The organism is Paracnuella aquatica (genome assembly GCF_003332885.2).
Classification (GTDB): domain Bacteria; phylum Bacteroidota; class Bacteroidia; order Chitinophagales; family Chitinophagaceae; genus Flavisolibacter; species Flavisolibacter aquaticus.
Genome location: NZ_QOWJ01000001.1, coordinates 582,477 through 595,790 on the forward strand (window position 1 = coordinate 582,477; position 13,314 = coordinate 595,790).

Consider the following 13,314-nt stretch of genomic DNA (forward strand, 5'->3'; position numbering starts at 1 on the left):
GGGTGGCGATGGGGCCGGATCACCTTTCATTTAATATTTAAGGGGTCTTACTTTCGCGACGGCATCATTGGTGCCTGAACAAACGGTGCCAAATCTGTTTCACCCAAATAAAAAGAAAACATCATGCGCTTAACTTTTTACGGGCATTCCTGCTTCGGACTGGAAATTGGTGGTACACATATATTGGTAGATCCGTTCATAACGCCAAACGAAAAAGCGGCGGGAATCGACATCGCTTCTATCAAAGCCGATTATATCCTGGTATCGCATGGGCATGCCGACCACGTGGCCGATTGCGTGGCCATTGCGCAGCAGACTGGCGCTACTGTTATAGGCAGTTTTGAAGTATGCAACTGGCTGCATTCGAAAGGCGTGGCCAAAATCCACCAGATGAACACCGGCGGTGTCAAGGCTTTTGAATGGGGTTCGGTACGCTGCACCAATGCACTCCACTCCTCCTCTATGCCCGATGGTACGTATGGTGGCAACCCGATGGGTTTTATAATTTCGGCCGGCGGCCAAAACCTATATTACAGCGGCGATACGGCCCTTACGCTGGACATGCAGCTTATCCCCAGGTGGGGAAAGGTTAACTTTTCCGTATTGCCAATTGGCGATAACTTCACAATGGGTTATGAGGATGCGGTAGAAGCAGCGCGGATGGTTCAATGCACTACGGTGGTAGGCGTCCATTACGATACTTTCCCTCCTATTATTATTGATCGCGAACAAGCAAAAAAGGCTTTTGCCGATGCGGGTATCCAGCTATTGCTGCCTGCTATTGGCGAAACCATTGATATTTAAATACTATCCGAACGAATGGCCAGAATCATAGGTGTAGCCAATCAAAAAGGCGGTGTGGGCAAAACTACAACCGCCATTAACCTTGCAGCTTCTTTTGCGGTGCTGGAATACAAAACGCTGCTGATCGACGCCGATCCGCAGGCAAACAGCACTACCGGCGTGGGTTTTGACCTGCAGAATGTGACGCAGAGCCTGTACGACTGCATGGTGAACAATGCAACGGCCCGGGATGTGATCCTGAAAACCGATATACCCTATCTCGATCTCATTCCTTCGCATATTGATTTGGTGGGCGCCGAGATTGAAATGATCAATTACCCCAACCGGGAAAGCGTGCTGAAAGGCTTGGTGGACGAGGTGCGCAACGACTATGATTTTATCATCATGGACTGTTCGCCGTCGCTGGGCCTGATCACGGTAAATGCGCTGACCGCTTCTGATTCGGTAATTGTGCCGGTGCAGTGCGAATTTTTTGCCCTGGAAGGTTTGGGCAAATTGCTGAACACCATCAAGATTGTACAAAGTCGCTTGAACACGTCGCTGGTGATCGAGGGTATTTTGATGACCATGTACGACGGCCGCCTGCGCCTTTGCAACCAGGTGGTGAGCGAAGTGCGCCGCCATTTCGAAGACCTAGTTTTTGCCACCATTATCCACCGCAATGCCCGCCTCAGCGAAGCGCCCAGCGTAGGTAAACCGGTAATTTTATACGATGCCAACAGCAAGGGTTCGGCCAACTACCTGAACCTGGCGAAGGAGATTTTGCAGAAGAACAATATGACCAAGATTCCGCAGGAGGAACGGACGATGGAACTGTAGGTATTAGTCGGGAGTTATGAGCCGGGAGTTGGCAATCGAAAAAATTTTTTGCTGTCTGTTCAAATGGCTTTGATAAACTGTTTCAACTAAAACTAAATGGGCGACCTGAAAAACCTGATTGTGTACCAAAAAGCGTTTCAGTTGGCCCTGGACATTCATCAGGTTTCACAAGCGTTTCTTCCTGACGAGAAATTTAGTTTAACCTCCCAAATAAGGCGGTCGAGCCGCTCTGTTTGCGCTAATCTTGCAGAAGCTTACCGCAGAAGAAAATACAGGCAACATTTTTTATCGAAACTTGCCGATTGCGAATCGGAAAATACGGAAACAGCTGTCTGGCTTGATTTTGCCTTTGCATTTAAATATTTTAACGACGCAGTCTTCAAAGATTTTTCAGACCGAAACGTTGAAGTCGGCAAAATGATTTGGTTCATGATTCAAAATCCCGATCGTTTTTGCTGAATGAAAACAGACCCTGAACTTTGAACTCTGAACTACGAACTAAATAATGAGTACTCCCAAACCTAATAAAGACTTACTCGGTAAAGGAATCCGTTCCCTGTTGCAAGGCATTGACTCGGAGTTGAAAAACACGTCGGGCAACCTGAAAGAAAACGCGGTGGAAGCCGCTACCGGCATCCTGCGCATCCCGGTGGCACAAGTGGAACCGAACCCCAAGCAACCGCGCCGCGATTTTGATGAGCAGGCCCTGCAGGAACTGGCGCAGTCCATCCGGATCCACGACATCATCCAGCCCATTACGGTATCGAAAGTGGGCGCCAATAAATACCGCCTTATTTCCGGTGAACGCCGTTGGCGTGCCGCTAAGCTGGCCGACCTGAAAGACATTCCGGCCTACATCCGCCAGGCCAACGACCAGGAACTGCTGGAACTGGCCTTGCTTGAAAACCTCCAACGCGAAGACCTCAATGCCATGGAAGTGGCGCTAAGCTATAAGCGCATGATGGAAGAGTTGGAATATACGCAGGAGCAGGTAGCCGAACGCATGGGCAAAGACCGCAGCACGGTGACCAACTATATTCGTTTGCTCAAATTGCCGCCGGATATCCAAGTGGCGGTGCGCAGCGGCGAGCTGAGCATGGGCCATGCCCGTGCCCTCATCAACGTAGATACGGTGGACAAGCAACTTTATATTTTTAACCAGATCAAGGAAAAAGCCCTGTCCGTAAGGCAAACCGAAAACCTGGTGCGGGCCCTGTATAAGGAAGCTACACCCGATGATAAAAAGGGCGCTACACCTTCCCTGCCACCAGTTTATAAAAAAATTGAGGACAAACTAGCTACGCATTTCAGCACCAAAGTGGCGCTGAAACACAGCAAGAACGGCAGCGGCCAAATATCGATCGATTATTATTCGCTGCAGGAGTTGAACAAACTGCTGGAGCAGATGAATGTGACGATCGAATAAAATCGGTGACTGAGAAGCTGCAGCGTTTTGTGCAAGCGCATGGTCATGCAAATACCTGACCGAAACATTTTTATACAAGAAAGAAATACTTGTTGGCGAAAGAAAATTTATATAAAACCGTTGTTACCCCGTTTTGTGTAATGCTGTTGGTGTTGATGTCGAATAAAGCAGCGGCACAGCAAAAAGATACACTCAACCAGAACAGCAAAGTGGTGGTGCAAACCGATACGACCAAGCCCCTGATGCGTGCCGATTCGCTGGTGCGGCTGGCGCCACCGGTATACGACAGCAAAGTGGACTCGGTTGTAAAAGTGCACTCACCCCGCAAAGCAGCCATCCGTTCGGCCATTCTGCCCGGCTGGGGCCAGATTTACAATGGTAAATACTGGAAGTTGCCCATCGTGTATGGCGCTTTGGGTGTGTCGGGTTATGTTTTTTTTACCAATATTCAAACCTACCGCGACCTGCGTTTTGCCTACCAGGCAAAATATAAAGCTTCGCTGCCGGTGCAGAATCCAAATGATCCAAGCCAGCGCGGGCCTTTTAGAGACACTAGCGACCTGATCCGCATCAAGCCGGAATACATGCCCTATGACCAGGAGTCGCTGCGCTACAACCGCAACAACTTCCGCAAATACATTGATTACTCATTCTTATTCTTTATAGCGCTTTGGGGCCTCAACGTGGTGGATGCAACGGTTGATGCACACCTTAAAGCTTTTGATGTAAGTCCGGATTTAAGCCTGCGGTTTAAAGCAGGATATTTTGACGTGGCCCGAACCGGAGGTGTTGGACTGGTGCTCACCTTTAAATAAACAATTGCAACGATATGCGCATTGCACTGATCGGTTATGGAAAAATGGGGCAAATGATTGAATCCATTGCCCTGGAACGCGGCCACGAGATTGTATTAAAAATATCCATCGACAATACAGCCGATTTTACAAAAGAAGCGGTGCAACGGGCCGATGTGGCCATTGAATTTACGACGCCGCACAGCGCCTTTGCCAACGTAACGCAATGCCTGCAATGGGGCGTGCCGGTAGTATCGGGCTCCACCGGTTGGAACGACCGACTGGATGAGGCAAAACAAATGTGCGTTGAAAATGGCGGAGCGTTTTTACATGCGTCCAACTTCAGCATTGGGGTAAACATTTTTTTCGAGGTAAATAAATTGCTGGCACGCCTGATGGCCACCCATCCCGAATATGAGGCATCGTTAAAAGAAATCCACCATACGGCTAAACTGGATGCACCCAGCGGCACCGCTGTAACCCTTGCCGAGCAAGTGTTGCAGGCCCTTCCGCACAAAAAGGGATGGACCAACGAGCCTGCGCAAAATGGTGCCGAACTCTCCATCATCAGCGAACGGGTGGACCCGGCTCCGGGTACGCATCATGTAAAATACACATCGGAGATCGACGACATCGAAATCATTCATACGGCACACAGCCGCAAAGGATTTGCACTGGGCGCCGTGCTGGCTGCCGAATTTGTGGCCGGTAAAAAAGGTGTTTTTTCAATGAGTGATGTGTTGGGTTTAGGCGCCGCAAATACGCAATAATTAATGTGCCATAAACATCAATTATTCGCCAGATTTTGTTGTGAGTAAAATGACATCACCAAACTTTAAATAAACAAAGAAGCCAGTGCAGGTGCACTGGCTTCTTTGTTTACCTCGATCCAAAATTTTGCGTCCAATATTGGCCGACCCGGGCGACACCCATTTCTTTATATTTCGGGTTCAGCATGTTTTTGCAATGCCCCGGGCTTTGCTTCCACGCCTCTACCACTTCGTTCTCGCTTTTATAACCAAGGCCAATATTTTCGCCAAATGTCATCCACCGGTACCCGGCCGCGTCGATGCGTTCCCCGGCATTATTGCCTTCCGGCGAATAGTGATTGAAATATTTACGCGTTTGCATGTCCCTGCTGTGCACCAGCGCAGCCTGTTCCAGTTGGTCGTTCCAGGTAAGTGCAGGTGCTGCGGGGTAAAATGTATCGCCACATTTGCCACCGGTACTTCGGAATTTATTTACCAACCTTAAAATGGTTGTTTTGTTCAGCCCTTCGCCCGGAATGGGCCGGGATGCAGGCTTCTGCGGCGTTGGATCGCCGGATAGTGCAAAGGTCAGGATCGAGGAAAGCAAGATGTTGTACGGCATAGGATCAGTCTTACTCCACCATAACAAATGACAACGCCTAAAAATTGCAGGTGCGCCGTTAAAAAAATGTTGGTTTGTCACCTTATGAAAAAATTTGGAAACAGCCCAATGATACCGGTCATATAGTGGGCGGAAAATATACCTTCTCTTTGGGCCAAAACTTATTCAAAGGCATGCAGTCACCGCACCAGTTTCACATCCCGGTTATGGGATTGGCTTACACCATCGACTCCCCCATTAAAGTTGCCCGCTTTGGAATTGCATCAGTTATTTCCATTGTTGAAGACCGGCTTATTGAAATGATGCGCCATTATTATTGCCAAAAGCTCGACCGGCCATTTGTGCCTATTTCCAATAAAGAAGAAGATTACCGGGCACGGCGCATCACCGAGTACCTCAACATGGTGCAGCAAATAGTGCAGGAGCAGGTGAGCATATTGAAACAGCAGGCCTTTGAAGCAGGCAGCGAAATTGCCAAATATTTTGAAATGCTGCCGCCCGGAAGTTTTCTGCAACACGCTTACCAAACTATGCTGCAAACAAAAGATGCGGCAATCCAATACGGCCAACAACAATGGCTGCGCCAGCAGATCACACCGGGGGCGATTGATGTAAACATCATGACCAAGGTGGATAAAGCGAACTACAACAAGGAAGGTGTAGCAATTGAAAACGGGTCCGATGCATCGGCTGCGCTGCGTGGATACATGAGCAGTGACCTCACCGACTCTTCGATCGTTTTTTCAGCCGGATTGAATCCAAGATTATTCAATTACCTCGAATTATTTCGGCAACTCGATGCAACGCCAACTGGTGAATTTTCAAAAAAAGTAGTCATCAAAGTAAGCGACTATCGGTCGGCCTTGATCCAGGGAAAATACCTGGCGAAAAAGGGGATTTGGGTCAGCGAGTTTCGCATTGAGTCGGGCCTGAACTGCGGCGGACATGCATTTGCCACCGAAGGCTTTTTACTGGGTCCCATCCTGCAGGAATTTAAAGATAAAAAAGCCGAACTTTCCGATGCACTGTTTGCCCTCTACGCTCCTGCCATTGCGGCCAAAACAGGCGCCCACTTTCACCAACCGCACCCTATCAAATTCACGGTGCAGGGCGGCATAGGCACGACCGAAGAAGCAGCATTTTTACAAACACAGTATGGGATTGAAAGCACTGGGTGGGGTTCGCCATTTCTGCTGTGCCCCGAGGCAACAACAGTTGATGCGGAAACGTTGCAGCAATTGTGCGCTGCCGGCGAAGGCGACATTGTGCTGAGCCACAATTCACCATTGGGCGTGCGGTTTCATTACTTAAAAAACACCACTGGCGAACAGGAAAAACTGGATCGCATAATGAGTGGCAAAGCCGGCAGCCCCTGCACCGAAAAGCACCTCGTGTCGAATACTGAATTTACCAAAGAGCCCATTTGCACCGCGTCGGTAAAGTACCAACGGCTGAAATTGGCGCAATTGAACGGCAACCCAGAACCGGCTCCAGATTATGCGCTGCAAAAACAAAAAATTCTCGATAAGGAATGCCTCTGTGTTGGCCTGATCAATTCGGCGGTAAAGGCTTACCAGTTGCCCATTTTAAAAAGGCAGGAAGGCGTTACCATTTGCCCCGGGCCCAACACGGCTTACTTCGACAAGGAGGTGACGTTGCAGCAAATGACGGATCATATTTATGGCCGCACCAACATAATTTCCAATGCCAAAAGGCCGCATTTTTTGATCAAAGAATTAGGGCTGTATTTAGGTTATTTGCAGGAACAGATGGCCGAGCAAGCACATACTTTAAAGGATGGTCTTTCCAAACAGTTGATCACATTCATTCAAAACCTGCAGGAAGGCATTGCGTACTATGGTAACATAGTTGAACAAATTACGAACGACCAAAATCAGCAGGCCATTTTTATGCAAGCATTAAACAGTGCAAAACAAAAGCTGGAAAGTTTGCTGCCGCAAAAAGTGGCACAACCAGCCTAACAAAAAAGCATAAAAAAAGCGCAGAAATGATCTGCGCTTTTTTTATGCTTTTTATTTTTTCCGCTCTACCTCTCGGTCCATTTCTTCAATGCTTACCGGGAAGTCTTTCTTTCCCAGCAAGTGCTCGCTGAAGTAGTCGGCCATACGCCAGAACGAGTACTCGGTCATATCGCCAAATGCGTGCCGCTGACCGGGCAAGATCACCAGATCGAAACGCTTGTTTGCTTTGATCAAAGCATTGGCCATGCGGATGGTATTGCCTGGGTGAACGTTGTTGTCAATGTCGCCGTGCATCAGCATCAGGCGGCCTTTCAGGTTCTTTGCCAACTCTGGGTTTTTATCAATGGCATAGGTAAATGTGGTATCGCCTTTTTCACCCACCACTTCTTTTACGCCGTGGTGTTTTTCACTCCACCAGCGGTTGTAAATCGAGTTGTCGTGGTTGCCAGCAGTGGATACCGCCACTTTAAAAAAGTCGGGGTACACCAGCAGTGCAGCAGTGCTCATAAAGCCACCACCCGAATGCCCGTGAATGCCCACACGGGAAACATCAATGAACGGGTAGCGATCGCCCAGTTGCTCCACGGCTGCTTTTTTATCAGCAAGGCCATAATCGCGCAGGTTGCCGTAGCCGTAGTTGTGGTACCATTTGCTGCGGCTGGGGTGTCCGCCGCGGTTGCCCACGGTTACTACCACAAATCCTACTTGCGCCAGGCGGTCGATGCGATCCATGCCGCGGCCAAAAGCTTTGTTCACCGCCTCGGTTTGCGGGCCAGGATACACATACTCAATTACCGGGTATTTTTTCGTCGAGTCGAAGTTGAACGGCTTGTACATCACCCCATACAAATCGGTCACACCATCGTCGGCTTTTACTTTAAAAATTTCGGGGAACCTGTAGCCGGTGCTGAACAACGCAGACAGGTCGGCCGTTTCCAGGTCCATTACTTTGCGGCCATCGGAGGTAAATAACACGGATTTTGGTACCGTGTTTACCCGCGAAAAGCTGTTGACAAAATAATTACGCGAATCGGCCATGCTCATTTCATGCTCAAAGTCGCCAGGGTTGAGCAGGCGCAAACCAGTACCGTCGAAATTAACGCGGTACAGGTGGATGTAATAAGGATCCTCGCCTTTCTCCCGGCCATTGGCTGAGAAATACAGCACCCTTGCTTTTTCGTCAATGCCCACAATGTCTTCGCAGTGCCAGGCACCGGATGTGATCTGGTTTTTCAGTTTGCCGGCACCATCATACAGGTAAAAATGCGCCCAGCCGTCGCGTTCGCTCCAGTGGATCAATTCCTGTCCACCGTTTACCAAACCAGGCCTGCGGGTTTCGATGTAAGTATTCAGCTCTTCGCGAATAAGCGGTTGTACGGCACCGGTAGTAATGTTAACCGAGCAGAGGTCAATGCGCTTCAGGTCGCGGCTGGTGCGGTAGAAGTACAACTGGTTGGGTGTGCCCAGCCAGGTAAGCGTACGGTATTCATCATCGCGGCTGCTTTCTTTTACCGGCGCGGCTTGCAGGTTGATCACCTGGTCTTTGAATTGTTTGATGTCCAGTTCGCGGCGTTGTTTACTTTGTACATTAAATAGCAACACCTGAGGAATCGGCGCTTCTTTTTCGCCGGGCATGTGGTACTTGTAGGTTTCCAGCGTAGGCCTTGGCTCCGCAATTGAATTAATTACCCACAACGGTTTTACCTGCCGGTTGTCGGTGCGGATCACTGCAAAATGTTTTGAATCGGGGCTCCAATAAGCGAATGCACTTTTGCGCTTATCCTTATTTTTTTCCTTATCGATATTTGTTTCGCTGTTGCTTTCGCCAAAGCCAAAAAACTCGATGCCGTCAGTCGTCAATTGCTGCTCCACAATAGTACTGTCGGACTCATTCTGCAGCGCCTTTTCGTAGTTGGCGCGGTCCATCATGTAGAGGTTAAAACGGCGGGCAAACAAAATGGTTTGACCATCCGGTGAAATCGAAGCCCAGGACGGTTTTCTTTTCGGCTTTTTAAAACCGGTCAGTTCGGTTAGTTGGCCTGTATTGAGGTTGTATTCGAAATAATGCACCTTTCTTTCTTTCACCGGCTTTGCATCTTTTTTGGTGCTGTCGCGGCGTTCAATTTCCTGTGTGCTTTTTACTTCAAACTGGATGCGGGTTTCATCGCCAATGAAACGCATGCTGTCGATGCTGAGGTGTTGCGCATCAAACGGATCTTTCACAATCTTGGTGATCTCGGCAGCCATCTTTTCATTGTCGAATAGCGGGCGTTTTTGGCCTTTAGCGGCATCTACGAGGTACCAGGTTTTGCCGCTGGATGTAGACCATTCGTACCAAAAGCGGTCGCCGTTTTTTAACCAATGCGGGTCAACGGCAGTGCTGAAAATAAGTTTGTCTAATTTCTTGGGCGAGAACCGGGCGGCCATTTGGTAATTGGGCTCGGTGGCTTGTTGGGCATGGGAATAAATGAGTGCCAGGCACAACACAAGGGTTGAAAAAAATCTCATGTGAACTGAAACAAGTTTAAACTTTAAAAATCTGCAGCAGCAAGTTATTTAATTTACCGGATCAGGTAGCTTTTCATTTCGGCAGCGTACTGTGCCGCGGCGGCGCCGGCTTTTTCGGCAAAGTCTTCGCCCGAACCGGCATAAATCACGGCACGGCTTGCGTTTACTAAAAGGCCGCAATCTTGGGTCATAGCCTTGCTGGAAATGTCGGCCAAGCTACCGCCTTGTGCGCCAACGCCGGGCACCAGGTAAAAATGCTGCGGTGCAATTTTGCGGATGTTTTCAAAAGCTGCGGCCTGCGTGGCGCCGATTACAAACATCAGGTTATCAGGATTGCCCCAACCGGATACTTTGGTGAGCACCTGCTCGTACAACAAGCCATCGCCGCAAGGCTGGCGTTCAAAATCATCGGCACCCTTGTTGGAAGTAAGCCCCAGCACAATGGTCCACTTGCCTGTGTATTCCAGAAACGGCCGGATGCTATCCTCTCCCATATATGGCGCAACGGTAATGGAGTCAAAATTCAGTGTTTCAAAAAATGCTTTTGCATATTGCGCCGAAGTGTTGCCGATGTCGCCGCGTTTGGCATCGGCAATAGTGAAATGTGTGTCCGGAATATAGGCCACCGTTTGCTCCATTATTTCCCATCCCTTCGCTCCATGCACTTCATAAAATGCGGTGTTGATTTTATAAGCTACGCAATGATCTTTCGTTGCATCAATGATCGCTTTATTGAACGCTAAAATCGCATCAGGCTGATGGCGCAGGTGCACCGGAATTTTTTCCAGGTCGGTATCTAATCCGACACAGAGATAAGTGCCTTTCGAAAAAATTTGTTCGGTCAGTTGCTGGCGGGTCATGTATTATTGGGTGTAAAAATGTTTATGCAAAATGTGTTGACAGCGGGCTATTATTTTGCGGATGCGGCTGCCAGTCCTTCTTCGAGGTATTGGCAAAAAAGAAACACTTCCTCGAAGGTGTTATAAAGCGACACCGGTGCCACGCGGATCACGTCGGGTTCACGCCAATCGGCAAACACGCCTTTATCGGTAATGTACTGAAACACCTGCTTGCCAATATTGGGTACGAGTATCGACACCTGGCAACCTTTTGCACTGCTGCGTGTAATAATATGCAACAGGCCCCTGTTGGCACTCTCAATTTTTTGTAATAAAAAAAGAAGGTAATCGCTTAATTGTTGCCCTTTTGATGCAAGGCGATCCATGCCGGCTCGAGCAAATAGTTGTAATGCTGCAAAATGCGCCGCGTATAATAGTGGCGATGGTGTGCTCAATTGCCAACCTTCGGCCGATGCAATGGGCACAAAACCTTTTTGCATGAGGAAACGCGTTTCTTTTTGATAACCCCACCAGCCGGCAAACCGCTGTAGTGAGTCATCTTTGTGGTAACGTTGGTGAATATAACAACCACCAATTGCACCCGGTCCGGAGTTGAGATATTTGTACGAACACCAAGCTGCAAAATCAACATCCCATTCGTGTAGTTGCAGCGATATATTTCCGGCTGCATGCGCCAGGTCGAATCCACAGAGTGCGCCTGCATCATGTGCGGCCGACGTTATTGATTGCATGTCAAACGCCTGACCCGTGTAATAGTTGACACCACCCCAAAATACCAGCGCCAGGCTATCGCGGTGTTGATCAATAGCCGCAAGTATGGCAGCCGTAGTTATTTCAGTTTGACCATCTTCCGGCTGCACTTCAATAATCACATCGGCGGGATCGAAACCGCGTTGGCGCACATGCGTTTCCAACAGGTATTGATCGGAAGGAAAAGCTTTGGCTTCGCACAAAATTTTATTGCGCCTGCCTTCTGGTTTGTAAAATGATACCAGCAGCAGGTGCAAGTTTACCGTCAGCGAATTCATCACCACAATTTCGGAAGGCAACGCACCCACAATATTAGCAAGTGGCTCCACCAATTTATCGTGGTACTGGAGCCATGGATCGCTGCCCATAAAAAAGCCTTCCACGCCCCAGTGCGCCCATTGATCTAACACCTGGTGCAGGTGCTGCGCTGTTTGCCGCGGCTGCAAACCAAGCGAATTGCCTAGAAAATAAATCTGTGCTCTGCCGTTCCTTTCGGGAATCAAGAATTCGTTGCGGAAAGGGGCCAGTTCATCTGCTGCGTCCAACTGGCGGGCAAAGGCGCCCGATGCTTCAAATTGCATGTTGCGAAGGAAAAAAAAAGCGGCCAGCCTGCAAAAAGAAAGAATAAGCCCCGGCCGCCGGTTTAGGCAAAACCAGGCTACCGGGGCTTATCCGTTGTAAGTACTAATGACCTTGTGTGTCCTTGTCCGTATTGCGGTTAGGGTTATTGGTCCGAACATGGTCGGCAACATCCTGATCGTCGGCTGTGTACCGTTCCGTGATGTCGTCGTTCACCGGCTTGTTTTCCGGCTGCATTTTATTGGGCGTTCCTGTTTGGTGCTGCTCTTTGCTCGTATCGCCGGGTGTTGGTACATGATCTCTTGCCATAACTATTTTTTTGTTTTTAGCGACAATAGGCATGCCAAAGGAAATCTCCAACCGAACTAATTATTTATAGAAAACGCATTCTAAAATGCACCGGTTCTGCCACCATCCACCGGGATGCTGGTACCATTGATATAAGCCGCTGCCGGTGCTGCTAAAAACGCAGCCAGCGCAGCTACTTCGGCGGCTTCGGCAAAACGCCTGGCTGGAATGGCCTGCTGCATCTCATTTGCCACAGTGGCTGCTTCTTTGCCATTGGCCGCAGCAGTGTGTTCAATCAGGCTGTCGAGGCGTGCCGTTTTGGTAAAACCGGGCAGCACATTATTTACTGTAATGCCCCACTGCCCAACTTCGTTGGCCCACGACTTAGCCCAGCCTGCCACTGCGGCACGGACGGTGTTGGATACGCCTAGGTTTGGCAGCGGAATTTTTACAGAGGTAGACACTACGTTGATAATGCGGCCATACCCCGCTTCCTTCATGCCGGGCAGCAGCGCCTGCGCTAATATTTGGTTGTTAGCAATATGCTGGAAAAAGGCTGCTTCAAATTGTGCCGGTGCTGCATCGGTAATAGGGCCGGCAGTTGGGCCGCCGGTATTGTTGACCAAAATGTGAATGGGACCAAATTGTAGTTGCTCGTTCACTGCTTTTTCTACTGCGCCTGCTACTGAAAAATCGGCTTGTGCAACGCGGTGTTGTTGCCCATCGCTGGTGCTCAGTGTGGCCAATGCATCCTGCAAACGTTCGCTACTTCGGGCCATTAAAATACATGTGGCACCTAACAGGGCCAGTTCCTGTGCAATGGCCAGCCCTATGCCCTGTGTGCTGCCACATATCAATGCCGTTTTATTGCGAATTGATAGATCCATAGTTTGAAATTTAGTATCGACGTTTTGGAGGGTTAAAAGTACCGCCAAGTTGCTTGCTAATGTGCCCGCAAGTGTAAAGTGTTTGTGTTTTCATTGAACACGAAAAAGCCTGTTTGCACATACAAACAGGCTTTGCGGAAAGGGAGGGATTCGAACCCTCGGTACAGTTGCCCATACAACGGTTTTCGAGACCGTCCCATTCGACCGCTCTGGCACCTTTCCTCTGGGGCGGCAAAAATAGTGGTT

The 13,314-nt window shown here is 49.2% G+C and carries 13 protein-coding genes and 1 tRNA gene; 7 read left to right on the forward strand and 7 right to left on the reverse strand.

Annotated features, from left to right (window positions below):
• Positions 1-123: 123 nt before the first annotated feature.
• The 6 genes from DRJ53_RS02555 to dapB all read left to right on the forward strand — a co-directional run bounded on the left by DRJ53_RS02555 (position 124) and on the right by dapB (position 4,613).
• Positions 124-804, forward strand: coding sequence for a metal-dependent hydrolase (locus DRJ53_RS02555; protein WP_114233995.1), 681 nt, complete (start codon positions 124-126; stop codon positions 802-804).
• A 15-nt stretch (positions 805-819) separates the two neighbouring features.
• Entirely contained in the window at positions 820-1,623 is an 804-nt protein-coding gene (locus DRJ53_RS02560; protein WP_114233996.1) for a ParA family protein, read from the forward strand.
• 96 nt (positions 1,624-1,719) lie between these two features.
• On the forward strand, positions 1,720-2,082 hold the full coding sequence (locus DRJ53_RS02565; protein ID WP_114233997.1) for a four helix bundle protein: 363 nt from the start codon (positions 1,720-1,722) through the stop codon (positions 2,080-2,082).
• Between the two features lie 46 nt (positions 2,083-2,128).
• On the forward strand, positions 2,129-3,049 hold the full coding sequence (locus DRJ53_RS02570; protein ID WP_114233998.1) for a ParB/RepB/Spo0J family partition protein: 921 nt from the start codon (positions 2,129-2,131) through the stop codon (positions 3,047-3,049).
• Between the two features lie 140 nt (positions 3,050-3,189).
• Entirely contained in the window at positions 3,190-3,864 is a 675-nt protein-coding gene (locus DRJ53_RS02575; RefSeq protein WP_114233999.1) for a DUF5683 domain-containing protein, read from the forward strand.
• A 14-nt stretch (positions 3,865-3,878) separates the two neighbouring features.
• The gene (dapB, locus tag DRJ53_RS02580; protein ID WP_114234000.1) at positions 3,879-4,613 is read left to right on the forward strand and encodes a 4-hydroxy-tetrahydrodipicolinate reductase; all 735 of its coding nucleotides are present in this window, start codon (positions 3,879-3,881) and stop codon (positions 4,611-4,613) included.
• A 109-nt stretch (positions 4,614-4,722) separates the two neighbouring features.
• On the opposite strand, the gene DRJ53_RS02585 is transcribed toward dapB, so the two are convergent.
• A complete protein-coding gene (locus DRJ53_RS02585; RefSeq protein WP_114234001.1) occupies positions 4,723-5,214 on the reverse strand; it encodes a CAP domain-containing protein in 492 nt (163 codons plus the stop codon).
• A 173-nt stretch (positions 5,215-5,387) separates the two neighbouring features.
• Between DRJ53_RS02585 and DRJ53_RS02590 the strand changes: the two genes are divergently transcribed.
• Complete coding sequence (locus tag DRJ53_RS02590; protein WP_114234428.1) at positions 5,388-7,196, forward strand: nitronate monooxygenase family protein; 1,809 nt, start codon at positions 5,388-5,390, stop codon at positions 7,194-7,196.
• A gap of 51 nt (positions 7,197-7,247) precedes the next feature.
• On the opposite strand, the gene DRJ53_RS02595 is transcribed toward DRJ53_RS02590, so the two are convergent.
• From DRJ53_RS02595 to DRJ53_RS02620, 6 genes are all read right to left on the reverse strand, one after another.
• The gene (locus DRJ53_RS02595) at positions 7,248-9,704 is read right to left on the reverse strand and encodes a S9 family peptidase (protein ID WP_114234002.1); all 2,457 of its coding nucleotides are present in this window, start codon (positions 9,702-9,704) and stop codon (positions 7,248-7,250) included.
• Positions 9,705-9,757: 53 nt separating this feature from the next.
• Entirely contained in the window at positions 9,758-10,564 is an 807-nt protein-coding gene (gene pyrF / locus DRJ53_RS02600; RefSeq protein ID WP_114234003.1) for an orotidine-5'-phosphate decarboxylase, read from the reverse strand.
• A 50-nt stretch (positions 10,565-10,614) separates the two neighbouring features.
• Entirely contained in the window at positions 10,615-11,895 is a 1,281-nt protein-coding gene (kynU, locus tag DRJ53_RS02605) for a kynureninase (RefSeq protein ID WP_114234004.1), read from the reverse strand.
• Between the two features lie 103 nt (positions 11,896-11,998).
• Entirely contained in the window at positions 11,999-12,202 is a 204-nt protein-coding gene (locus DRJ53_RS02610) for a hypothetical protein (RefSeq protein ID WP_123893312.1), read from the reverse strand.
• An 80-nt stretch (positions 12,203-12,282) separates the two neighbouring features.
• Positions 12,283-13,068: an SDR family oxidoreductase gene (locus DRJ53_RS02615; protein ID WP_114234006.1), complete on the reverse strand. Its 786-nt coding sequence runs from the start codon at positions 13,066-13,068 to the stop codon at positions 12,283-12,285.
• 135 nt (positions 13,069-13,203) lie between these two features.
• Positions 13,204-13,290 (reverse strand) — tRNA-Ser (locus DRJ53_RS02620).
• Between the last annotated feature and the right edge of the window lie 24 nt (positions 13,291-13,314).